General features: G+C 53.4%; 21 protein-coding genes. 11 read left to right on the forward strand and 10 right to left on the reverse strand.

What is annotated here, in order from left to right:
* Positions 1-14: 14 nt before the first annotated feature.
* The 4 genes from WCX19_RS02470 to WCX19_RS02485 form a co-directional block, all read right to left on the reverse strand.
* Positions 15-353 (reverse strand): AN1-type zinc finger domain-containing protein, encoded by a 339-nt coding sequence (locus tag WCX19_RS02470; RefSeq protein ID WP_373004482.1) that lies wholly within the window; start codon positions 351-353, stop codon positions 15-17.
* A gap of 627 nt (positions 354-980) precedes the next feature.
* A complete protein-coding gene (locus WCX19_RS02475; RefSeq protein WP_373004485.1) occupies positions 981-1922 on the reverse strand; it encodes a BsuBI/PstI family type II restriction endonuclease in 942 nt (313 codons plus the stop codon).
* 6 nt (positions 1923-1928) lie between these two features.
* Positions 1929-3563 carry an Eco57I restriction-modification methylase domain-containing protein gene (locus WCX19_RS02480; RefSeq protein ID WP_373004488.1) on the reverse strand — a complete coding sequence of 545 codons (1635 nt, stop codon included), beginning with the start codon at positions 3561-3563 and terminating at the stop codon, positions 1929-1931.
* Positions 3564-4065: 502 nt separating this feature from the next.
* Entirely contained in the window at positions 4066-4665 is a 600-nt protein-coding gene (locus WCX19_RS02485; protein ID WP_373004491.1) for a nitroreductase family protein, read from the reverse strand.
* A gap of 160 nt (positions 4666-4825) precedes the next feature.
* On the opposite strand from WCX19_RS02485, the gene WCX19_RS02490 reads away from it, so the two are divergent.
* The gene (locus WCX19_RS02490) at positions 4826-5203 is read left to right on the forward strand and encodes a type II toxin-antitoxin system PemK/MazF family toxin (RefSeq protein WP_373004493.1); all 378 of its coding nucleotides are present in this window, start codon (positions 4826-4828) and stop codon (positions 5201-5203) included.
* A gap of 56 nt (positions 5204-5259) precedes the next feature.
* The gene (locus WCX19_RS02495; RefSeq protein ID WP_373004496.1) at positions 5260-6807 is read left to right on the forward strand and encodes a beta-ribofuranosylaminobenzene 5'-phosphate synthase; all 1548 of its coding nucleotides are present in this window, start codon (positions 5260-5262) and stop codon (positions 6805-6807) included.
* A gap of 129 nt (positions 6808-6936) precedes the next feature.
* Here WCX19_RS02495 and WCX19_RS02500 read toward each other — a convergent pair whose 3' ends face one another.
* Positions 6937-7413, reverse strand: coding sequence for an N-acetyltransferase family protein (locus WCX19_RS02500; RefSeq protein WP_373004499.1), 477 nt, complete (start codon positions 7411-7413; stop codon positions 6937-6939).
* 112 nt (positions 7414-7525) lie between these two features.
* Positions 7526-8416, reverse strand: a complete 891-nt coding sequence (locus WCX19_RS02505) for an ATP-binding cassette domain-containing protein (protein ID WP_373004501.1) — start codon at positions 8414-8416, stop codon at positions 7526-7528.
* A 216-nt stretch (positions 8417-8632) separates the two neighbouring features.
* Between WCX19_RS02505 and WCX19_RS02510 the strand changes: the two genes are divergently transcribed.
* Together WCX19_RS02510 and WCX19_RS02515 are read left to right on the forward strand one after the other, a co-directional pair.
* Positions 8633-10438: an ABC transporter permease gene (locus WCX19_RS02510; protein WP_373004505.1), complete on the forward strand. Its 1806-nt coding sequence runs from the start codon at positions 8633-8635 to the stop codon at positions 10436-10438.
* Positions 10435-11514 (forward strand): ABC transporter permease, encoded by a 1080-nt coding sequence (locus WCX19_RS02515; RefSeq protein ID WP_373004508.1) that lies wholly within the window; start codon positions 10435-10437, stop codon positions 11512-11514. The genes WCX19_RS02510 and WCX19_RS02515 overlap by 4 nt, the downstream gene beginning before the upstream one ends.
* Before the next feature lie 32 nt (positions 11515-11546).
* Here the strand turns inward: WCX19_RS02515 and WCX19_RS02520 are convergent, their stop codons facing one another.
* The gene (locus tag WCX19_RS02520) at positions 11547-12023 is read right to left on the reverse strand and encodes a hypothetical protein (RefSeq protein ID WP_373004511.1); all 477 of its coding nucleotides are present in this window, start codon (positions 12021-12023) and stop codon (positions 11547-11549) included.
* 198 nt (positions 12024-12221) lie between these two features.
* Between WCX19_RS02520 and WCX19_RS02525 the strand changes: the two genes are divergently transcribed.
* Positions 12222-12836, forward strand: a complete 615-nt coding sequence (locus WCX19_RS02525) for an RDD family protein (RefSeq protein ID WP_373004514.1) — start codon at positions 12222-12224, stop codon at positions 12834-12836.
* Positions 12837-13071: 235 nt separating this feature from the next.
* Here the strand turns inward: WCX19_RS02525 and WCX19_RS02530 are convergent, their stop codons facing one another.
* Together WCX19_RS02530 and WCX19_RS02535 are read right to left on the reverse strand one after the other, a co-directional pair.
* Positions 13072-13326, reverse strand: a complete 255-nt coding sequence (locus tag WCX19_RS02530; RefSeq protein ID WP_373004517.1) for a SemiSWEET family sugar transporter — start codon at positions 13324-13326, stop codon at positions 13072-13074.
* 119 nt (positions 13327-13445) lie between these two features.
* A complete protein-coding gene (locus WCX19_RS02535; protein WP_373004520.1) occupies positions 13446-14348 on the reverse strand; it encodes a metal-dependent hydrolase in 903 nt (300 codons plus the stop codon).
* A 122-nt stretch (positions 14349-14470) separates the two neighbouring features.
* On the opposite strand from WCX19_RS02535, the gene WCX19_RS02540 reads away from it, so the two are divergent.
* The 4 genes from WCX19_RS02540 to WCX19_RS02555 all read left to right on the forward strand — a co-directional run bounded on the left by WCX19_RS02540 (position 14471) and on the right by WCX19_RS02555 (position 17997).
* Positions 14471-15835 (forward strand): GntP family permease, encoded by a 1365-nt coding sequence (locus WCX19_RS02540; RefSeq protein ID WP_373004523.1) that lies wholly within the window; start codon positions 14471-14473, stop codon positions 15833-15835.
* Positions 15836-15969: 134 nt separating this feature from the next.
* Positions 15970-16713 carry a hypothetical protein gene (locus WCX19_RS02545; RefSeq protein ID WP_373004526.1) on the forward strand — a complete coding sequence of 248 codons (744 nt, stop codon included), beginning with the start codon at positions 15970-15972 and terminating at the stop codon, positions 16711-16713.
* Positions 16714-16979: 266 nt separating this feature from the next.
* Positions 16980-17651 carry a hypothetical protein gene (locus WCX19_RS02550; protein ID WP_373004529.1) on the forward strand — a complete coding sequence of 224 codons (672 nt, stop codon included), beginning with the start codon at positions 16980-16982 and terminating at the stop codon, positions 17649-17651.
* A 223-nt stretch (positions 17652-17874) separates the two neighbouring features.
* Positions 17875-17997: a hypothetical protein gene (locus WCX19_RS02555; RefSeq protein ID WP_373004532.1), complete on the forward strand. Its 123-nt coding sequence runs from the start codon at positions 17875-17877 to the stop codon at positions 17995-17997.
* Between the two features lie 547 nt (positions 17998-18544).
* Here the strand turns inward: WCX19_RS02555 and WCX19_RS02560 are convergent.
* Complete coding sequence (locus WCX19_RS02560) at positions 18545-19264, reverse strand: hypothetical protein (protein WP_373004535.1); 720 nt, start codon at positions 19262-19264, stop codon at positions 18545-18547.
* Between the two features lie 252 nt (positions 19265-19516).
* Between WCX19_RS02560 and fdhF the strand changes: the two genes are divergently transcribed.
* Together fdhF and WCX19_RS02570 are read left to right on the forward strand one after the other, a co-directional pair.
* Positions 19517-21586, forward strand: a complete 2070-nt coding sequence (gene fdhF, locus WCX19_RS02565) for a formate dehydrogenase subunit alpha (protein WP_373004538.1) — start codon at positions 19517-19519, stop codon at positions 21584-21586.
* Positions 21587-22738: a Coenzyme F420 hydrogenase/dehydrogenase, beta subunit C-terminal domain gene (locus WCX19_RS02570; protein WP_373004541.1), complete on the forward strand. Its 1152-nt coding sequence runs from the start codon at positions 21587-21589 to the stop codon at positions 22736-22738.
* The last annotated feature ends 357 nt before the right edge of the window (positions 22739-23095 follow it).

The raw sequence follows: 23095 nt of genomic DNA on the forward strand, positions 1-23095 counted from the left end.
TTTCCCCGGGAGGGTCACCCGCCCATGATAATGAACAGGGCGACAAGAAGGAGGAGCACAATTACCACAATCGCCACAATCGCGATCTTCAGGTACGGGATAGTTCCAGTCACAAACGAGAGCAGCCCGGGTTTTTTACCTTTCAGTGCCGCCGCGTATCCGCCACCGTATGCTGCTGCCCCGCCGCCGCTATACCGGATGCCAACACCCGGCGCCGGGGTCTTTTTCCATTCCGCGAGACCGGCGCACGCGTGGTTGGGCGGCAGCCGGTGCTCGTCGCAGAAATTTTTGCCGCAGTACTGGCAGTGGAACGGAAGCGAGACGTTTTTCCCGCAGGTGTCGCAGCGAGACATTCCTCATTTCACTCTCGTCCGGGATTACATAAGGACTCCGGTAGTCGGTGCATTCATGGGGGGGTCGTGCACGATCATAATATGACCCCCCTGTTTTTATGGCAGTCTGGCGGTATTTTGTGATGTGCCGGCCCGGGCAATTTTCAGAGGGAAATCTGATTGAACAGAATCCCCCGGGCCGCAGGATTGTGGCGTTTGAAAAAAGGGTGCGACCCCCCCACAGGTTGAAAGGATTTTGTGGGTCAGAAAATCTAAATTTATGACGTGAAGTTTGTGTAAAAAACAGGAAAAAATGGACTGGAGGCTGAGGGGGGTCGTACCTGATCCTGGTGTGACCCCCCCCCTCTTTCCAAAGGTTTGACTCGTCTGACTGGCTTCCCAGAACTACTAAAAATTGATCCGGCAGAAACGGGCCTGCCCTGATCGTTTTCACTCAGGAAACCTTGAAAGCCGGGGAAAAATTGTGAGGGGGCCCCGGTTCATGGCCCCTCCGGGGCACAGGGGGCATCCTCACACTTGCCGGATGCTTTCATTGTCGGACATGATTTTCTTTATTTTTCCCAAGGGTTTGTGGTTGTTAAAATGAAAACAGGAGTGCCATTAACCGGAATGAAAAAGTCAGGAAGATTATTTTTCACTATCGAGCACAACCAAGAACTTCGGCCCGTTGAGATGGATCATATGGTCGGGTTCCTCAGCTAACCAGACCTCCGTTTCCCAAGCGGTTTCATCGAAATATTTCTTGAATTCTTTTTTTGTCGGGAAAGCCGTGATATAGATCTGCCTGATGCCGCACTTTAACAATAATTCTGTCAGCTCATTCACCCGTTTCGGCGACATCGGGCCGTGGGAAGTAACGGCCTCGATTAAAAAGAGCACGTTCTTTGTCCGGTCATAGAAAACAATATCCGGTAATTTGTCATGCTGCGTGATAGGGAAGTGTAATTCTTCGACAAGTTTCGGGTTTATTTTTAGCATTTTATTTGCTGCATCACCGAGATAAAGCAATTCTGCACCAGAGAAAAATCTTGGGTAGAGATCCCGAAGGATTGCAATCTGTAATTCATTATGCGCTCCTGCGGTCAGGGTCAGTATCTCATCGTTTAATGTGACCGTTAAATCGTGCTCATGTTTCCGGCCTGCGTATTTTTCTATGAGTTTTCCGTGATCCGCCGTAAAATGACGTAATTCTGCATCAAAACCCGGCGTCCCGAACGCCCGAATTACCGATAATGCTTCCGGTGTTATTGTGTAATTGTTCTTCGGACTGTTCGTGGATAGGGTGGGATCCTCCTTATTCCGGATAACAATCCCGGCCTGTTCGAACTGGTGGAGTGTCTGTCTTCGTATCGTTTCCCGGGAATTTTCAGCGTAGGTCACCGCATAATTCTCTTTGATGAATCCCATGATATCGTGAATAATAATCGGGCGCTCTTTTGCATTTTTCCAGGGAGTTTTCTTCCTGATATCGAGCACAGCGAGAAGTGTTAATGCGGATCGATCGTTTTGCTGGGCTTTGGGTATCCCCATTACGGTGAGAATTTTCAATGCGTCGTCAATTTTACTCATGGCAGATCAGCGGTTTTCTGGTTTTACCAGATATTTTTCGATATGTAGTACTTTTGCAATCGCATCATCGCAGTCAGATTTTGAATCCGGATCTTTTTTCCTGATCAATTTCCCGATGGCAACAATTTTTTCATACTCCGGCAGGGATACCACACGGATATCGGTTGCATTGACCTGTGTATTCCCATTCAGCGCTCTGAAATATTGATCGATAATTGTGGTATTCATGACTGCGGCAATGCCATACGCTTCATCAAGCGTCATGATGGCTCGTTTTTTATGAATATAATTCAGATGGTTTTCAAGGCCAATAAATTCAAAATCCGGGAAACGGTTGGCATCCAGTACTGCGGCGTGTACGCGTTTCTTCTGTTCTTTGGAGGTAAAACGTTTCAAAAGAACATAATTTCTCATCGGCACGACAAGGTTTTTTGATCCCGGAGTAATTTCGATAGCCTTTGCTTTCCCGTTTTTCTCGACAGACCATTCCACATCGATACCCCGGATATTGTGCATCCATAGCAGCGGGACACACTGCGAATTCTCTATCGTGCTCCTGAGATATTTCAAAGCACGGAAATCGACAACGGGACCGGTAGAGACTTCAAAACCCAGCGTATTGAGGGTCTCTGGCCACGAGTCAACGATCTCAATAACCGTAAGATCGTTTTCTGATGTGGGAATCCGGATATAGCAATCGTCTCCCCGGCAAAATGCAACATCGGATGATGGAACCGTTAATTCCTGGTACTGGGTGAACTGTCGATCATAACTCACACTGATCAAGGTTTTTCCATCAGGTTTTGGCTGGGCATTTGTTGCATGGAATATGAGATTTTCCTGCAGGATTTGATCGTCTACAAACACGTCTTTGCGGGTTTCAAAGAGGTGAAGCCGGTCAAGAGTGAGGGTATGTACAAACCATCTCCTGATTTTTGAATAATAGAGACCGGAACAAAAACTTCTGGGGGTGATGAATACCATCTCGCCGGTTTCACTGAGTAACATCCCGGAAAGAAGCATAAAAAATGCGTAAATGTTTGGCTGTCCGTAGACATATTTTTCGAGTGCCAGCGCTTCTGGTGAAGATTTGTTCAGTTTGTAGTAAGGAGGATTTGAAATTACCAGATCGTATCTGGTATTCAAATCAAGGGAATACGCGACGTACTTCCCGCTTTTTTTGACTTTCGCATGGTGAAGAATAAAATCGTTATCAAAAATCTGATAATCCATCGAACAGTTCACGTTATTCAGGGCATTTTTGCAGGTTTCTAATGTCGATTTGAGAAACGGCAGGACATTTTTATCGTTCTCATACACATGAACCGATATTTTGAGATTTTGTCGATTTTCCTGAATAAACCGATCACAGACCGCTGCGACAAGTATGCCGGTCCCTGCACCGGGATCTAAAATCCTGATCGTGCTTTTTTGTGACGCGAACAGCCCCGCCATGAATGACGCTATTTTGGGAGGCGTGAAGATCTGACCTTTGAGTTTTCTGCCAGAAACGGGATTTGCTTCGCAATACAGTTTTGTCTGATTGTTGGCATACCCGGTAAGATTCTGGAAATCAGGATTCTCCAGGGGATAGATATAGGGTGTAAGGTTTTCCTGATTTTTTGAAACTATCGAGGTCATAGCCAGTTCTCACCAATAATTAAGAGTCGGATATGATAGATTATCGTTTAATGTCCATATCCGTTTTTGTTCCAGCTTCTGCGTTTTTCCATAAATTTTTTATTTGTTTTTTCCCTGTAGGGATATTAAAGAGGTCGCAGTGGAACGTGAAAGTGATGACAGCCCGGGAAACAGGTACAATACCTTCAGTCACCAGGGGTTTTGTAATTTGTTGAAAAACTAGATCGGCAGAACTCATTGAGATCGTATGTTGACGCTCTTGGGGGCTGCGGTATTTTATGCCCCCGCCGCCGGGGCATCCCCAATTTATGATAGTGCTGTATTACCCAAAAGTGTAGAGATTTTCTGTATAGGTAATTCCGAGGTATCACTCTGCACCCCGTCCCCCTCGGGGGACTGGTGGCGCATGAGGGGGGCTTCGTTTCTCAGTAAAGGTTTTCAACAGTACAGAAAAACTGAGGTTTTCTCCCAATCCCCCCCAAAAAAGATCCCGAATCCCGGTTCAGAACACAATCTCACTGAGCGGAAACCGGATCTTCGCCCCCGGCTTATCCGCCGCGTACCCGATCGGGCAGAGCATCACCGGAGTGAGGTGTGCCGGTATTTTGAGGATCCGGGCATATGCCTTCGGGTCAAACCCGCCCATCGGGCAGGAATCAAAGCCGAGCGACTTCGAGCCGTTGAGTGCATTCCCAAGCGCGAGGTAGGTCTGTGCCTGCGACCATGCAGCCTGCTGCTCTTTTGACATACTCCCGGCAAACTTTGCTGCCATGCCGGTAACCATTTTCACGACCTCTTCCGGCACATGGTTAGCCTTCATCAGCGCCCCGAGGCGTTTTATTAAGGCGTCGTAATCCGCATCCGCGCAGAAGACGAGCAGGTGCGAACAGGTCGTGACCTGTTCCTGGTTGTTCGACACCGGGCGAAGCTGTTCTTTCACCTTTTTGTCCGTTATGACCTTGATCTTCCAGGGCTGGAGGTTTAAGGCTGACGCCGAATACCGCACCAGTTCCAGTAGTTCGTTCACCTTTGCTTCGGGAATGGTCCTGCCATCAAATTTTTTTGTAGCATACCGCTGCATCACGCATTCTGCAAACTGCATTTGTCTCACCACCGTTCCTATGATCCGATGATCGGGCGCCCGAATGTAAAGGGTTTCTCAGGGCCGGGTAGTATGGGCTGCCGGGATTATCCGGGTCCGCAAGGGGGCCAAAAAAACCAATCAATTGCCTTATGCTTTCCGGTGCCGAACTATCCGGGACATGGGGAGTTATGTGCGGGGCGACGTGATCCTTGCCCCGGTCCCGTTCGATGAGCGAAAGGGTGCGAAGACCCGGCCTGCCGTAGTGGTGGCCGCACGGGAGAACGGAGAGGTCTGCGTCTGCCCGGTCAGCAGCAGGCCTCCGGTGGACACGCCCTGCATCCCCATCGGGCTTGACGATTTTGCAGAAGGCGGCCTCGATCTCTTCAGCGAAAGTTTTGTCCTCACTTCAAAGGTCACCGTGCTCCGGGCCGGCGACGTCATCGGGAAGAAGGGCCGTCTTGCGGCCGATGCCATCGATGCAATCAGCGAACAGGTGCCGCACCCGCCCGGCCCCCGGAAAAACCGGAAGAGTTCCACAAGATCCTCCAGGAAATAATATCGCTGTTTTTGCCGTGATTCTCCGGGCGGATCAATAACCTTAATATTTCCGGCATGGAGGTTGTGAAGATGGATATCGCACACCGCCTCAAAGAGATCGAGGAGCATGTGGGCAGGCTCTCCCCGGTACAGAAGATTCTGCTGGGCACGGATGGATCGGTCACGCAGCTCTTAGAATCGGTCACCGGTCACCCGGTAGCAGTCCGGACCCGGGAACAGGAAGTCAGGAAAGCCGACCCTTGTGTCGCAGAGCGTCTCAACATCGCGCCCGGCGATGCGGTAAACCACCGGATCGTGGAACTCTGCGACGCCACGACCGGAGAAGTGCTGATCTACGCGAAATCGCAGACGCCGGTGGCCCGGCTCGCCCCGGAGTTCCGGGACGACCTCATGAAGGCAGATATCCCCATTGGCAGGATCATCGAACGCCACCATATCGAGGCCCGGAGGGAGATCCTCGCCGCCCGGGTAACTCCCGCAAAGGATGACGTGAGCGGGATCTTTTCGGTCTGTAAAAACGAACCGCTGCTGATGCGCCAGTACCAGATCATCCACGCCGGGGAACCGCTCATTTTTATTGAAGAACAGTTCCCGTACAACAAATTCCTTGACGGGCGCCGGGTGATTGTGAGGACGCCGTCGCGCCTTCACCTCACGCTCCTTGACATGAACGGCAGCCTCGGGCGAGTGGACGGCGGGATCGGGATCGCCCTTGACGACCCCGCGATCCTTATCGAGGCACAGGCAAGCCCGTCGCTGGAAGTCCGCGGCTGCGACCCTGTGACGGCCCAGCGGGTCCGGGACTGCGCAGGAAGCGTGCTCGCCAAGATCCACGCGGGAAGCAGCGTGTCGATTACCGTAAGGGAACACTTCCCTGCCCACACCGGCCTCGGGGGCGGTTCCCAGCTCGCGCTTGCCACGGCCCGGGCCTGCTGCGAATTGTACGGGAAATCCATGACCCCGGGGGAACTCGCCCGGATGGTCGGGCGCGGCGGGACTTCGGGTATCGGGACGGCCGCGTTCGAGCACGGGGGTTTTATTCTGGACGGCGGGCACCGTTTCGGGCCGGGCTGCGAGAAGACCGGCTTTGCACCTTCATCCGCGTCAAAAGGGGTACAGCCGCCGCCGGTGCTCGTGCATCACGATTTCCCCGGCGACTGGCGTATCCTGCTTGCGACCCCGTCACTCCCGGAAGGGGCGAGCGGAACACGGGAAGCCGAGATCTTCAAAAACTGCTGCCCGGTCCCGCTTGACGAGGTGCGGACACTCTGCCACGAGGTCCTCATGCGGATGCTCCCCGGGATCGCGGAACGGGATCTCGATCAGTTCGGCACATCGGTCAATGCCATCCAGGAACTTGGTTTCAAGAAAGTCGAACTCTCCTTCCAGCCCCGGGAGATGACCGGTCTCCTTGATACGATGCGGGCGGCCGGGGCCGCCGGGGCCGGCATGAGTTCGTTTGGGCCCACGCTGTACGCCATCAGTGATACGGGGATGCAGGATGTCGAGAGGGCAGCGCAGTCGTACATGCAGGAGATCGGCGGGGGAACCACGCTTGTCACGGCTGCAAGGAACAGCGGCGCAGCGGTACGGATCGCCTAGGGATCGTCCGGTGCCGGGCCGGAAATTTTTTTTAAGACCGTTTCTTACCGGATAATCCCGTGACGCTTGCACCCGGGTTATCGTTTACAGCACGGGAAGAAAAATAAAAAAATCCGGTTGCAGATCGTTTCAGATCTTCCGCTCCATCCAGACGACATCGAACGTTTCGCCAAACTTCTCGCCCACTCCAGCGAGCGTGCCGGCAACCGTAAAGCCGTGCTTTTCATGGAACCGGATGCTTCCCGTATTTTTCGAGGAGATGTTTGCAAGAAGGGTAGTGATCCCGTGTTTGTGTGCGTCTTTTACGAGCCGGTCTAATATCTGCGTCCCGAATCCTTTGCCGGTGAACTCCGGCGCGATAAAATACGTCAGCATCCCGGTCTTCTTGAACGCCGGGAACGGGAAGAAGGGTTTGAGGAGGCCAAAGCCGGCAATACGGGCCCCTTCGTCCAGCACGATCGCGGAGATGGCCCCCTCACGGAGATGGGGGAAGAACTGCACCGGGACCGGCCCTTCCGGGTATGCTGCAAAGCCGGTTGCTGCATAATGATTGAAAATCTGCATGACCGCCCCGCTGTCCCGCTCATCCATTGTGCGAATGTGCATTTCATTCATGCAAAAAGACCTCATAATAAAAACGGCATCAGGTATGGCCGCTTCTCTGTGTTTTTACCAGATAGTTGTCCGGAAAGACAAAAATCGTAGCGATCGGCAGGGGTTATTTCCCGATCGAGACGAGCATCTCTTCGAGTGACGGGTACCGGGACTCGATCCGTTCCACCCTCCCCCCGGCAGCCGTGATGGCGGCGGAGATCGCGTTAAGGCCGGGTAAGTCCGGGGCATCGCAGGCCAGCGCCCCGTCTTCCTCCCGGTACGGCACCTCGTGCCGGTCGATGCGGGCCGGATCGGCGGCAGAGAACCAGAGCGTGTACGTGATCGAGCCGAACTGGTCGCGGAGCTCTTTCATCGTGCCGGACGCGACCACCTTTCCGCGCCTGAGGATCATCACCCGGTCGCAGATCGCCTCGACCTGGAACAGGTTGTGGGCCGAGAGCACGATCGTCCGGCCCTCGCTTTTAAGTTTTTTCAAATAACCGGCAATGAACCGGGAGGTCATCGGGTCAAGGCCGCTTGTCGCTTCATCGTAGACAAGAAACTTCGGGTCGTGGATGAGCGACCGGGCGATCGCGGTCTTGCGCTTCATGCCCTTGCTGAACTCGCCGAGTTTCTTGCCGTTTGGTTCAAGCGAGAGGGCGGCAAAGAGCCGGCGGGTCCTGATTGCAATCTCCTCTTTCTCGATCCCGTAGATGTCGCCGAAGAACGCGAGGTAGTCCTCGGCCGTCATCGTCTCGTAGAGCCGGGATTCCTCGGGGAGATAGCCAAGCGTCTCCTTGAGTGCCATCGGGTCACGGACGACATCGATCCCGTTTACCACGAGTTCCCCGGATGATGGTGCGATCAGCCCTGCGATCATCTTTAAGAGCGTGGTCTTGCCGGCCCCGTTGTGCCCGATGATCCCGAAGATCCCGGCCTCGGGAAACGAGAAACTCACATCGTCAAGGGCGGTAAATGTATCGTATCGCTTGGTCAGGCTGCGGGCGGAAATCACGGCGGGTTCTCCGGGGGTGTCCTCTTTTTTGGAGGGGAAATTTTGCTTAATGTAGACTTGTGGGGGGTGAATCATATAGGTTGGGATGGGGACAGCCGGTATGAGAGGGTCCCGGATATGTCCTCGACAGTACCTTGTCAGTACCGAACAGTATTTGACCCCGGTACCCACAACTATTGATAAAGATCTCCCTCATGAGGGAGCCGGACGGACATCATGAGTGCAGGCAGGGATATTGCAACCATCGCACGTTGGGAAGTGAAAAAGACCTTCTCGATCATGTCACGCGATGTCCTGCCGATCGCGATTGTCCTCTTCGTCCTCCTTGTCGTCGTTACGGGTTTTGCCGCCCAGAGCGGCCTGCACATCCAGGACGGGATGTACCGGATCGGTGTCGATGACCAAAACGTCGCCGCCCTGTTTGCTTCCGACGCACGCTTCACGGTGGACGAGGCCGATGCTGCAACGCTCTTGACCAACCGCGGGGCGTACGACCTCATCATCGTGAACGGGGCAGCGTACGCGACCCCGACCGAGAAGGGAAAAGCCGCGATAAAGACCCTCGAACGGGACTACACGAAGTACAAGAGCAGCGTGTACACGAACGCAGACGATCTCTTTGCCGCCTACCCGCTCTGGATCGATGCCGAGACCGTGAAAAGCGAACTCAATTTTTCTGCCCCGCAGAACGGCCAGTTCGTGCCGGCGCCGCCCGGCCGGGGCACGCCGGTCCCGCAGGGTACGGTCGAGGATATTGCCACTCCTTCGCCAACACTCGGCGTCACGCAGGATGAACTGAGGGCAAAACTGGTCACGTCATCCTCACAGAATACGCAGGTCTCCCGGTACACGGACGCCCTCTCCTCGCAGTCCGCGATGGGAACTTTCGTGACCCCGGACCAGCTCTCGCCCCCGCTCCCCTTTGACTCGATCATCCTCGTCTTTGTCTTCATCTTCCCGCTGTACTTCACCTCGCAGTTTTTTATGATGAGCATCATGAACGAGCGGATCGAGAGAAAAGGCGAAGTCCTCCTCTCCCTTCCGGTCCGGTCCACCTCCATCATTTTCGGGAAGATGCTCCCGTACATCCTCGGGATGCTTGTTATCTGCGCCGGCATCACCCTCTACATCGGCGCCTCGCCGATCATCCTCCTCCCCCTTGTCCCGATCATTCTCTTCTTTCTGGCAAACGCCCTTGTCATCGGGATGCTTGCCCGGAGCTTCAAGGAACTCTCGTTTATCTCCATTTTCTTCTCGACCGTCGCCACCTCGTACCTCTTCTTCCCGAGTATCTTCGCAAACGTGCACGTGATCAGCCTGATCTCCCCGCTCACACTGATCGTGCTCACCATCCAGGGCACCGCGTGGACGGTTTCGGATTACTGCTACGCGACCGCGCTCTTCTGGCTCACGAGCATCGTCCTCTTCTATGTGGCGTCAAGGAACTTCAACGAGGAGCGCCTCTTCTCGGAAAAGACGCTCCTGCCCCGGTGCCGCGAGTTTTTGGCCGGCGCCCTCTCCCGGCCCCACCCCTATGCGTCACTCTTCTTTGTTGCCGCCGCCACGATCCCGTTTGTCTTCATGGCGCAGATGATGGGCCTTGTCCTCTTCTTCAACCTGCCCATGCCGCTCTCGCTCGTGCTCCTCCTTGTCCTCGCGGCATTCATCGAGGAGACGGCAAAAGCAGCCGGCATCTACACGCTCTTTGTTGCAGATCCGGCGTTCTTCTCGTGGAAACATCTGGTCTATGCCTGCGCTGCCACCGCGATGGGATTTTTGATCGGGGAAAAACTCCTGCTCTTTGCCACGCTTGCCGAGATCACCGAATCAGTCTTCGGGAACATCCTGTTTCTGTCGCTCGGCGTTCTCTGGCTGCCATTTATGATCCACTTTGTCTGCCTCCTCATCGTTGCCGTCTCCTTAAAGAAGTGGGGGAGGAAGGGCGCCGTTGCCGGTCTTATTGCCGCAAGCGTGCTCCACTGCAGTTATAACCTGTACTTCATCTGGGGGTGGATCAAATGAAGGCCCGGCACGTCACCATCATCGCAAAAAAAGAGTTCAAAGGACTCTTTTCCGAGAAGACGATCCTCCTTGCCGTCCTGCTCCAGCTCTTCATCGCGCTCTTCTCGTCGTTTTTAATGGTCGGGCTTACCTCGATGTACGACCCCACGTCGCTCTCGAAGTATTCGCACTTTAAGTACAACATCGCGTACGCGGGAGACGAGTCGCCGCTGCTCGGGGACCTGGAGAACAGCCAGGACTTCCGGGTGCACAGGATCGATCTCTCGACCGCGGTCGAACTGCTCAAGGAGCGCCGGCTCTCTGCCGTTGTTTACGTCCCCGACACCGCGACAGATGCCACAGACCCGGTGAAGATCTCGCTCTACACGCTCAGTAACGATCTCATGGGGGCTGTCGTCGATGTGAAACTGAAAACGATCTTCCTCAGGTACGAGAGCGAGCTGCGGGAGATCCGCACGGACCGTATAAGCGAACAGCCCCTGCCGATCGAAATCCCCCCGTCATCGGATAGCAGCGGGTACTTCGAGTTCGTATACGGACTCCTGATCCCGCTCCTGGTCTTCCTGCCGGGGATCATCTCTGCCGCGCTTATCATCGATCTGATCACCGAGGAGTACCAGCACGATACCCTTGAGACCCTCCTCTCGACACCGGTGACGTTTGCTGAGACTGTCTGGGGCAAGGTGCTTGCCTGCACTTTGCTTGTCCCGCTCCAGGCCGGGGTGTGGATCCTCCTTCTCTCGATAAACCGGATACCGATCCAGAATCCCGGCCTGATCCTGCTTCAGGTCACCCTCGCATCCCTTGTCCTGATCCTGATCGGGGCACTGGTCGCGCTGCATTATCGCGAGCGGACTGCGGCGCAATTCGTCTTCTCGACCGCGCTTGTCGTCATCATGCTCTTTGTGCTCGCCCTGCCCTACAACCCGCTCAACCTGATCGCCCGGCTCGCAGTGGGAACGGCGGGCGTGGAGCAGTGGATCGTTCTTGGTGCCGTGAGCCTTGCCGTGCTTGCGCTCGGGTACGGGATGCAGAAGTATGCCGGGAAGGCCGGGCGGGAACTTCATTCAGGATAACGAAATAAAAAAAGGAAAACGGCCGGGACCGATCACTGGATCGGGTAGAGATCCTCGTCAATGATCTTGTAGACTTTCCCTGCGGTCGTTACCCAGACCTCGCAATGATCGCCGGTTCTGGTTCCCACAACGACCATCTCGTCGCCACGCTTGGGCTGGTTACCCCCGTCCAGGAGCTGATCAGTTACCGTGCCATCCGAGCGGGTGACTTTCAGCCTGACGCTCTGGACAAAAATTTCGCCATTGCCACCATTGTACAGCATGTGGATCTTGCTGGTGGGCCGGTCTTTGGTCAGCCGGACATCGACATACAGGTTGGCAGGGAGCGGGACGATGGATTCTAACGTAGTGGTAGTCTCTACTACCGTTACGAGGGTCTCGGGCACTACAGTTGCCGTAACTGTCGTGTCAATGGGTTTTATCTCGGCCTGGGTCGGGCTCGTGCACCCGGCAAACATCGCACAGAAAAAAAGCGCGACGCATGCGGCTGCTAGGTTGGCGTATTTCATGAATACCCCTTTTGTATTTTGAGATTTTTTATCTTGCGTTTAGAATTGTAGTGGAATCGCCCGGACGAACTACCCCACTATCTCCGGGGATCTCTGCCGGTTTCGTGCGTCGGACAGGGAAATTCCTTAATATCCCTGAAAAGAACAGTTAAATTAAAAAGGACACCGGAGTAACTTTATCTATCAGGAGTATGAGGAATGTTCTGTCCAAAATGTGGAAAAGAGACTGACGCTTCCGGACAATTCTGCCAGTGGTGCGGAGCCCCGATCGAGGCGGCTCCGGCAGTACCGGCAGGGGTCGTTGCGCCGGAGGTTGACGAAGCTCCCGATGTCGGCATCTATGCCGGCCTTGGGAGACGGTTCGTCGCATTCATCGTAGATTTTATTCTTATCGCCATCTTCGGTATCTTTGCGATTGCATTCTTCAATGTGGCGAATGGGATCATGTACCTGTATTATCTCGTGGTTTCCCATGCGCCGATCTCCTCGTTAACCGAGGCGGGAACGCCGATTGCTGCTATCGGGCCGATTGTTGCTGCAGTCGGACTTCTGATCGTTATCGTTCCCTGGCTCTACTACGCGGGTTTCGAATCCTCGCGGGGACAGGCAACCCCGGGAAAAATCCTGATGCGCCTTGAAGTGACCGACCTTGAAGGCAACCGGATCTCCTTTGGCCGGGCCACGCTCCGGTTCTTTGGGAAATATATCTCGACCCTGATCATCTTCATCGGGTTTATTATGATCGGGCTTACCAAAAAGCGCCAGGGACTCCACGACAAGATTGCCGGCTGCCTCGTACTCCTCCAGGATTAAACTCTCTCTTTTTTTCGCCGAACGGCGGTATACTGGCACCCCCGGGGGTCACCATTTTTTTAAACAAAAAATATCTGCCATTCCGGGAGAAAATACAGGAAGCACAACACTGCCATCATCGCTCAAAGTGTCCCGTATCCCTTGGGAGACAACATGGCGCACGGGGATGGGCCGCATAGTATGAAAGAGGTTTTTCCGGGGAGCAAAATAAAAAACAAAAGAAGATAAAATGCGCTCACCGGTACCGCAGCTTGATCCCGATCAGGACTATGAGAAGAAAAAGCGAGGCGACGTTTGCTACGATGACGGGGAGGGACTCAGTCCAGAACCCGTACACTATCCAGAGGACAAACCCGGTAAAAAAGATTGCAAGCATCGCAAGCGAGAGATCCTTTGTCTCTTTTAATTTCAGGCTCCGCACGACCTGCGGGACAAACGCGAGGGTGGTAAAAGCCCCGGCGATAAAACCGATGACCGTTATGCTGTCCATATCGCTCTTCTTACACTATTGATCGATCGGTCCATTTATACCGGTGGGCCAATTCTCCTGTACTAAACCCGGATCCCCGGCCGGAGAATGCATGCCGGCACTATTATACCCTCATCGGGCTATTCCGGGTGCGGCGTTCCTGCCTGAATCGTGACCTTTTTAAAATGCGGCGGATAGAAGAGGCGGCCGGATTCCCTCAGCGGATCGGACAAGATGAGATTGTTTCCCTCTTGTTCTGCAGTTACGATATACGACTGGTACATCAGCCGTTTCACTTCCGGCATCGCGAGATATTGTGCAACTTCTTCTGCACTTGTATTCCGGAACTTCGGCATGATCACGGTGTCGGTCATCCCAAGGCCGATCCGGTAGTCCTGTGCCGTCCAGGCATCCCCGCTGTCGCTGATCGCAAGCCACCGCAGCGGGTTTACCTGCGGGATCGCCCGCATGGTGCCGCGAAGCGCCGGCCGCGATACAAGGAACGCGACGAACCGGACGAGAAGGAATGCAACCAGGATCGCCGCGTAGGCAACCATCCCTTGCGCGACATTGACGACACCGAGAGCCATCCAGAACAGGAAAAAGAGACTGACCGCCATCAGGAATATGCTCGGGCCCGGGAGGATAAAAAGCGCATATTTTTTGTCGGATTTCGGGGCGAGGAGCGGGATGCCGGGCGTTGCCGGGAGATCCATGGCGATATGCAGGAACGCGCCGGCGAGCACGGCAGCAAACCCGGCAGGGCCGGCGCGGACGAGGATGGCCGGATCGATAACCCCGGCAAGGGTTGCAAGGGAGATGCCGGCATACGCGAGAACCGACATCACGACCGCTCCCGCGAGGCTATGGGCAATCCCGCCGTGGACAAAAAGGTAGAGAGACGGGTGGCGGTCGGAGATGAGGGAAAAGAGCACGTCCGTATCGATAATGACGACACCGATGACAGCAAACGGGATGAGCTGCGGGAAGCCGAGGATATACGCGAGAATGGCAGCAACAAGTCCATGGGTGAGTGAGTCCACACGTCCCGGTTACCGGGGATGCTACAAAAGGCTGTGGTTCCGGGCACGACCACAAGTGGTTCTAAAAAAGGGGGTTTTTTAAGGGCACAATAATTAGGGAATGGGGCTGAAATCTTTTTATCATGGACGTATTTTTTGTTTTCTTCCTGACGCTCCTTTTCCTCTTCATCCTTGGGTACCTGCGCAAGCTGCCCGTCTTTGTCGTTCTTATCCTTGGCGCAATCTTTTTTGGCCTCCTTGCCGGCGCGGGGCTGGACTCCACGCTCCTGTGGATGGCAAGCGGCATGGGCTCTATATTTACCGGGTTTGCCATTGCGATCCTCTCCGGCATCGTTATTGTCCGGCTGCTTTTTGACCAGGGTCTCCTTGATGTCATGGCAAGGGGAATCCATGCGAGAGTAAAAAACACCCGGGCGAGTTCCGGGATCCTTTCCTTTATCCTTTCCGTCCCGATCACCTGCCCGGTGGTAACCTACGCGATGCTTTCCCCGGTGCTCAAAAGACTTGAACCGGAAAAGGCCCGTGCAAACATGCTGCTCTATGTTGCAGCAACCTGCGCGATCGTATCATACATCGTCATTTTCCCGACCCCGTTTACCCAACCGCTTGCGTCCACGTTTGCACCCGCCATTTCCTGGGGCATGCTCGACCTGATCACCATCCCGATCGCACTGTGCCTGCTTTTCCTTGTGATTGCCGTAGCGGGCTGGTGGTCCCGGTCATCGTTTAGGAAGAGCGGACAGGAAGCAGAAGCGACAGGCTTGTCAGCTACCCCGACTTTGAGCGGTACAAGCGGGGAGGCCCACGGATCTGCCGGCGAACCCGTCATTCCGCTGTCCCGGCACCTGAAAGCATGGGCCCCGTTTATTGCCATCATCGTTTCGATCCCGGTCGGGCATTTCATTCTGGGCCTTTCGCACGGGGCGATTCTCCAGTTTATCATGCTCATCGGTCTTCTCGTTGCACTGCTCCTTGCCCCGCAGGAGATCCGGATGAGCGGGTTTTCCAGCGGGGTAAAAACCGCAGGTCTTGTGATCTTTGATATCTGTGCGGCAGGAGCAATCGGAACCGTCGTGGTGCGATCCGGGCTTGCAAATAGTGCCCTTGCAACACTTACTCCGGTGCTACCGGATATTCTTATCCCGTTTATTATCGCCGCGATCCTTGCAACTGCCCAGGGTTCCCGTGTCACGACTGCAGTCGTAACGGCGCAGGTGATAGGTGCGACCGCGCTCATCAACGAGATCAACCCGCTGCCCCTGATCCTTATGGTTGCCGCCGGTTCGTGTATCGTCTGCCACGTTACCGATCCATTCTTCCATTTTGTCCGGAATACAACCGGTGACGATACCCGGACTGTGCTCAAAAATTACACGCTCCCGCTTGCATGCGTCGGTGTCGTGCTCTTCATTGTTGCGCTTGCTCTTACAGGTTTTGTCTTCCCGTACAACGAAAATGCCTCACTTGCCATGATGACCGGCGTGTGAAACGGCACGCTCCATGTTTGACGTTCGCGGCAAAATGAAAAAAATGATTGATATAACCCGACGGTTACATCACCGGAAAGTACTCAAAACCCAAGCGATAAAATAGAGCATTACAAAGAAGAGTTGAATCGTAAATGAAAATATTATCAGTCAACTGTGTCCGCGACCTGCAGAAAACCGGGTGTCTTGTCCTGATCGTACTCTGTATAATCTCGGTTCTCGTTGCCGGGTGTACAGATGCTGGTACGACCCCTGCATCCACCGCCCCGTCGTCGGTCACTTCTTCAGGATCCGCCGCTTCAAAATTATCCTTCGACCCGATTGTCGGAGTCTGGAGGAGCCCGGGCACGGTGTACAAATTCGAGATCACCTTCGATATAAACGGCAATACCGGGGAGAGATATTCAAGCGTCCCCAATTTGTATTATAACGGGACGTGGATTCCTGCAGGGGACAATATGTACCTTGTGACCCGCGAGACCGGGGATAAAACACTCTGGATCCATGACGTGTCCGCCAATACCATTTACAAACAGGAAGCTCCCCGTATCGTGTATTCCCTCTACCAGGGGGCCGGCATGTCATCGGGAAGATCGGCCGGGACTGCCGCAGGATCCTCTGCGATCTTTTCCGGGACCGGGGATATGGTTGTGCCCTTTACCGCGACCGAATCCGGGTTATGGGTTTTTACCCTGCACTATTCCGGCCAGAGCAACTTCATTGTCTGGCTCCAGAACAACCAGGGTAATCGTCTTGCTCTCCTCGCAAACGAAATTGGCATTTATTCCGGGATGAAACCCCAAACACTGGATGCAGGGAAATATTACCTGAATGTTACGGCAAGTGGCCCGTGGACCATCCAGGCCTCAGTATCATAAACCATTCCTCTTTTTCCCGGGCATGGGATAAGCTCATGCCGGTCCGGGACATTCGATCCGGGTGCGTTCACGAGACTAAAAAGAAAATGACCTCGTCATAATCAATACTGGTCTGGTATTTAACAAGTCACAACAACGTACCAGACCCTTGATTCCGGTGTTAAAATTGTGTATCTCTACCCGGATTACGCGAGCTGTATATTCTACAATAGGTTAATACCGTACAAAATTAAGCATTGGGATGAAAATTTTCGTTGTGATGTAATATGGATCCTGTTTCAGTCAGTCTGGCAAATCAATGGTATAGTATCGTTATGACCTATCTTCCCGGCATTATCGGTGCGCTCATTATCCTGCTTATCGGCTGGATAGTAGGCAGACTCCTGGGAAGAGCAGTCCGGATCATTCTTGACAAAATTACCGCGATAGATGTAATCGAGAACACAGCGTTCTCCACCTCGTTTAAACATGCCGGTTTCACGCTCGGGTATCTCGGGGATCTCGCTGTGCGGATTATCGTTTATCTGATCGCGATCCTTGCCGCGGTTGATGTCCTCAATTTGGATTTTACAAGTGCACTGATGTCCTCCATTGTAGGGTATATTCCGCATATTGTTGCGTTTATCATCATTATCGTGGTTGGATTGCTCCTTGTTGACTATTTCATCGATTTCTTAACAAAGTATTATGGGGGCAGAATGGAGTTTATTTCAGCGGTACTGCTGTTACTCCGGATCTTTCTCTATTTCGTGATTGCCATCCTTGGGCTCTCCCAACTCAAGCTGGATCTCACGATCATCTATACCTTCGTCACGCCGATTGCCTGGGGTATCGGCCTTGGTCTTGGTGCGGCAATTGCAATTATTGTCGGCTTCGGTCTGAAAAACCGGAGCGAGGGCATCATGGACCGGTTAATCGAGACAATAACGAAAAAGTGAATCAAAATAAAACAAATTGCATCTCCTTTTTTTATTGACGTAATCTTTCCCCGGAACAACAATGCAGTCCTTTGTATTACGGCGGTCTTTGAGGACGGCGATGGCGAGCCGGTAGTAAAACCCTGAAGAATGTGTTGGATAAATGTAATCCCGGAATATTTTGGGGAAATCCGGGTGCCAAAAAGGAAATTTACCTTTTTATTCGGGCTCGAAAACATTCGTAATGACTGTTACTAAAATAACAAAGGACTGGATAAAAGAGCACCCGGGCTGCCAGAGAATCCGGTTCAATAACCGTATCCAGTACTTCTCTGAATTTTCCTTTGCAAACATCAGAATTTTTTAATAGGACTTGCCGAAGCGATTTCCGGTCCATTGGGGGTACCCCCCTCCTGCCAGCCCGTGGTGGCACCCCCCGCTCCCAAAAACGAGAGGTACCCATGCCCCCCGACCAATTTTTTAAAAGCCGTACCCCCACCCCCCTGTCCGTACACATGACTGGGGACTACCCCCCCTGATTGCACCGGTGCAACCTGTGCTTCGCATGGAGTTATCGTCTGAAGGTATATTTTGACGGCCGATGGCTTGGGGGGTAGGGGCCTCTTTTCTTGCAAGGGGGTACCCCCCACTCCTAAAAACGAGAGGTACCCTGACCCCCCGACCAATTTTTTAAAAGCACGATACCCCCACCCCCTTCTTGTGGCCCGTAGGTGGGGGGTGCCACCTTTGACAAATGGGGGGTACCCCTTCCTGTAAAGGGAGGGAGGAGGCTGCCAAAAAAGGATGCTCCCGCTTCCAGACCTGGCTCATACGAATTTTTGGTGGTTGTTCTTTCAATGTGAAAAACAGAGAAGTACTAGTATCAACAACCAGCCTGTTCCTCACGAGGGATGTCAGATAAAAACCGGAAGATCGATAAGATTTGAAGAAAGCCACACCATCGCATACTGGGTGAAGGATTCAAAATCAATAAGCGCTACCCATAGAAGGATTAGTGAAAAGTGAAGGGTGTAATTATCCCCGGTACCGGGTTTTTTTGCCTCTTTAGCCCGCTGATATTCACCCGTTAATTGTAATGAGGGATAGCCACACGCTGAAATAATGTCGGATGGATCGATTGACGTTCTCTCTCCGGCATGGGATGCAAGTGTGGTAAGAGAGACAATGGATTCCGGAAGTCTGGTACCGTACATCTCTCTTGTGACTACCGTGAGATCCCGTCGTGCATAATTGCGGACACTCCAGCGATCAACGACGATACCGGCCCGCTTGAGATATGTTGATGCACGGGCATATGGCATCATTGATGCGAATGTGATGCAAAGATCAACGACGGGGGATCCGATACGTGTACCTGGATAAAATGGCTGGTGGGCATAGACGACTGCGCGGCATTCTGTACATTGGAACCTTTTTACCCGTACCATGATGGTTTTTTTGGTACTTCCATCAGTGATAACAGCAAACTGTTTTGTCCTGATATCATAGTCAGCGATGACACCGCCGCAATGCGGACAACATGCCAGGTCGTCAAACAGGATGCCATCATACGCGGAAAGTGTTGTGGGAATAAGATCCGCAAGAATCGGGAGGATCCTGTATTTCATTCTCATTATTTAGTACACTACCTGTGCAACTTTGGCCAAGTTACCTAATTATATTAACATTCAATTCTTCACATGATAATCTTTTATTATTAATTTTCCACTATTGTTCTCCGTTTTGACGCGATATTCCAACACGTTAATAACGTTTTGTATACGAAATGGATCCTGTTCAACAATCAAAAATGGTTAACTGTGTGCAAAAATAGCGTGCAAAAACAGTGTGCAAAAACCTTTTGTTTGAACAGTTGGTGTCATTTGATGAGTGGAACAAAAAGTGCATTAACATATGTACACACGACTTGTCCATACTGCGGTGTAGGCTGCGGTCTGAATCTCGTGGTTAATGACGGAAAACTCGTTGGAGTTGAACCGTATAAGCGCAGTCCAATCAACGAAGGCAAGCTCTGCCCCAAGGGCATGACCTGCTGGGAAACGGCCCAGAAGCCAGGCCGGCTGACAAAGCCGAAGATCAAGAAGAATGGCAAGTTCGTGGACGCCTCCTGGGAAGAAGCTATTGACCTGATTGCAAAGAAGTTCAAGGAGATCTCTGACAAGAACGGTCCCAGGTCCCTCGGCTTCCAGACCTCGTGCCGTACGGTCAACGAGGACTGCTATGCGTTACAGAAGTTAGCGCGCGTGGGATTCCAGACCAACAACGTCGACAACTGTGCACGTATCTGCCACGGGCCGTCGGTCGCGGGTCTCTCCCTCTCCTTCGGATCCGGTGCAGCAACAAACCCGTTTGAAGATGTCCTCAACTCTGACCTGATCGTCATGTGGGGTTCCAATGCAATCGAGGCCCACCCGCTTGCCGGGCGCCGCGTCATGCAGGCGAAGAAGAAGGGAATCCCGATTGTTGTGGTTGACCCACGGTACAGTACAACGGCACGGATTGCCGACAAGTGGATCCGGTTCAACCCGTCGACCCATATTGCGCTCGCCAACTCCATGATGTACTGGATCATCAAGGAAGGTCTCCAGAACACGGCGTTCATCAACGAGCGTACGAAAGGCTTCGATGACCTCAAGAAGACCGTTGAGAAGTATGCCGATTGCGAAGAGATCCACGGGGTCCCGCTTGAGACGGTCAAGGCGTTTGCCCGCCAGTATGCCCGGGCAAAGAATGCGGTTATCATCTACTGCCTCGGTATCACCGAGTTAACAACCGGTACCGACAACGTTCGTTCGATGGGTAACCTCGCGCTGCTCACCGGAAACATCGGCCGCCCGGGCGTCGGTGTCAACCCGCTCCGTGGCCAGAACAATGTGCAGGGCGCCTGCGATATGGGTGCGTACCCGAACGTCTTCTCCGGCTACCAGGCTGTCGCATCTGCCGAGAATCGTGCAAAGATGGAGAAGGCATGGGGCATGAAGGAAGGTTCCCTGCCTGACTGGTATGGTGTGACCTTAACCGAACAGATCAACCAGTGCGGCGACCCGATCAAGGCAATGTATGTCCTTGGCCTGAACCCGGTTGTTTCCTACCCCGATTCAAACCATGTCAAAAAGATGTTCGAAAAGCTCGACTTCCTCGTGATGCAGGATATCTACTGGAACGAGAGCTGCGAGTATGCAGACGTTGTCCTGCCCGGCACCTGCTTTGCCGAGAAAGACGGCACATTCACCAGCGGCGAGCGCCGTGTCAACCGTGTACGGAAGGCCGTCGACGGCCCCGGTGAGTCAAAGTATGACTGGGAGATCATCGGCATGGTTGCCAAGAAGATGGGCCTCAAGGGCTTTGACTGGAAGACTGCGAAGGATGTCTGGGACGACATGCGTTCCGTCACCCCCGGCCAGTTCGGTGTGACCTACGAGAAGATCGAGAAGCCCGAGGCCATCCACTGGCCCTGCCCGACCATCGAGCACCCGGGAACCCCGATCCTCCACGTGGGGAAGTTCTCCGCCGCAGATGGTAAGGGCACCATGTTCGGTCTCGAGTACCGCCCGCCCGCGGAAGTCGCGGATGCAGAGTACCCGTATACGCTTATGACCGGGCGTGTGATCTTCCACTACCACACGAGGACCCAGACCGACCTTGCTGCAGACCTGCACTATGAAGTGCCCGAGTCCTTTATCCAGATCAACACAATAGATGCAAAGAAGCTGGGTATCAAGGAAGGCGAGAAGATCAAGGTTACGAGCCGCCGTGGCGAGACCATAACAAAGGCACGGATATCAGAAGACGTTGCCCCGAAGGTACTGTACATGGCGATGCACTTCGCAGAGGGTGCCAACAACCTCACCAACACGGCTCTCGACCCGCTCTCCAAGATGCCGGAACTCAAGCACTGTGCCGTTAAGGTTGAAAAGATTACGGAGGCGAAGTAAATGGCAAAGAAAGGCGATATGCTCTATGCATGGACCAATGATGCCGGCCTCTTAAAGAAGGCGGAATGCGGTGGTGCAGTAACCGAGCTTCTCAAGTATGCACTTGAGAGCAAGACCGTTGATGCAGTGCTTGCCGTAACCCGCGGTGTTGACCTGTACGATGCGATCCCGGTTCTTGTTACCGACCCAAAGGATCTTGACCAGTGCGCCGGTTCGCTCCACTGCGGAACCGTCCTCATGTCCAAACTGGTGACGGAGTACGTGCCCAAGATGTCCGGTAAGAAACTGGGACTGGTTGTCAAGGGCTGCGACATGATGGGTCTCCTTGAGCTCGCAAAGCGCAAGGAAGTCAACCTTGACAACATCGTCATGATCGGTGTCAACTGTGGTGGATCGGTCAGCCCGGTCGCCGCACGGAAAATGATCAAGGAAAAGTTTGGCGTCGACCCCAACACGGTTACCAAGGAAGAGATCGACAAGGGCCAGTTCATCATTGAGTATGAAGGAGGCCACAAGGGCATCCCCATGGATGAACTTGAAGAAGCCGGCTACGGCCGCAGGTCAAACTGCCGCCGCTGCAAACTGAAAGTCCCCCGTCAGGCAGACCTTGCCTGTGGAAACTGGGGTGTCATCGGTGACAAAGCCGGCAAGGCAACCTTCGTTGAGGTCTGCTCCGAGAAAGGGGCAAAACTTCTTGACGGCGCCGTCAAAGCCAAGAAACTGAGCACGGAAGCGGCAAACCCCAAGGGTATCGAGATCCGGGGTAAGGTCGAGGGTGCAATGTACAAACTCGGCGACAAGTGGCGCAAGCACGACTTTGAAGCACTCGCACCGGTTCTCTGGGAGACCATAGCAAAGGAGACCGGCCGCTGCATGAAGTGCCTGGCGTGCATCGAGCATTGTCCGGTCTGTGTCACCCGTGCTGACAAGTATGAACAGCCCGATCTGATGGTCCGCCGTGGTTTTATCCCGGCCGACCCGATGTTCCACCTGCGCCGGTTTGCGCACATCTCCGACTCCTGCATCAACTGCGGGCAGTGCGAAGAAGACTGCCCCTGTGAAATACCGCTTGCGCTCTTCTCGCATGCGATCCGCACTGAGGCAGACAAGTGGTTCGAGCCGAAACTGGGGAAGTCAGATTATAAAAACTAATTTTTTTTAGATCAGCAAAATCATATCCCGTGGACGATTCGCCTCATGCACGGGAAAAAAGCATCTTTGGGGATATCTGCGAAGACAGGTAAAAAAGGAGAGCGCATGTGTGGATATCCCCCAGGTCGTCCCCCACTCACCTTTTTTTAATACCGGATTTTTTTTAGTTCAGACCATCTTTTGTGGTTTTATCAAAGGTATATCGTTACGATAAGGTGACGCAGATCGCGATTTTTTTAAGATCAATATACCGACTGACAGTTTCAGCCGGGGATTCTGCTGTTGCGGGATTCATCGTTATTGCAAATTTCCCCAAGGAGGACACTCTTTTAGTCGGTTATTACCCATGTGCAATTG

The sequence above is a fragment of the Methanoregula sp. genome, assembly GCF_041663825.1.
In the GTDB taxonomy this organism is placed as follows: domain Archaea; phylum Halobacteriota; class Methanomicrobia; order Methanomicrobiales; family Methanospirillaceae; genus Methanoregula.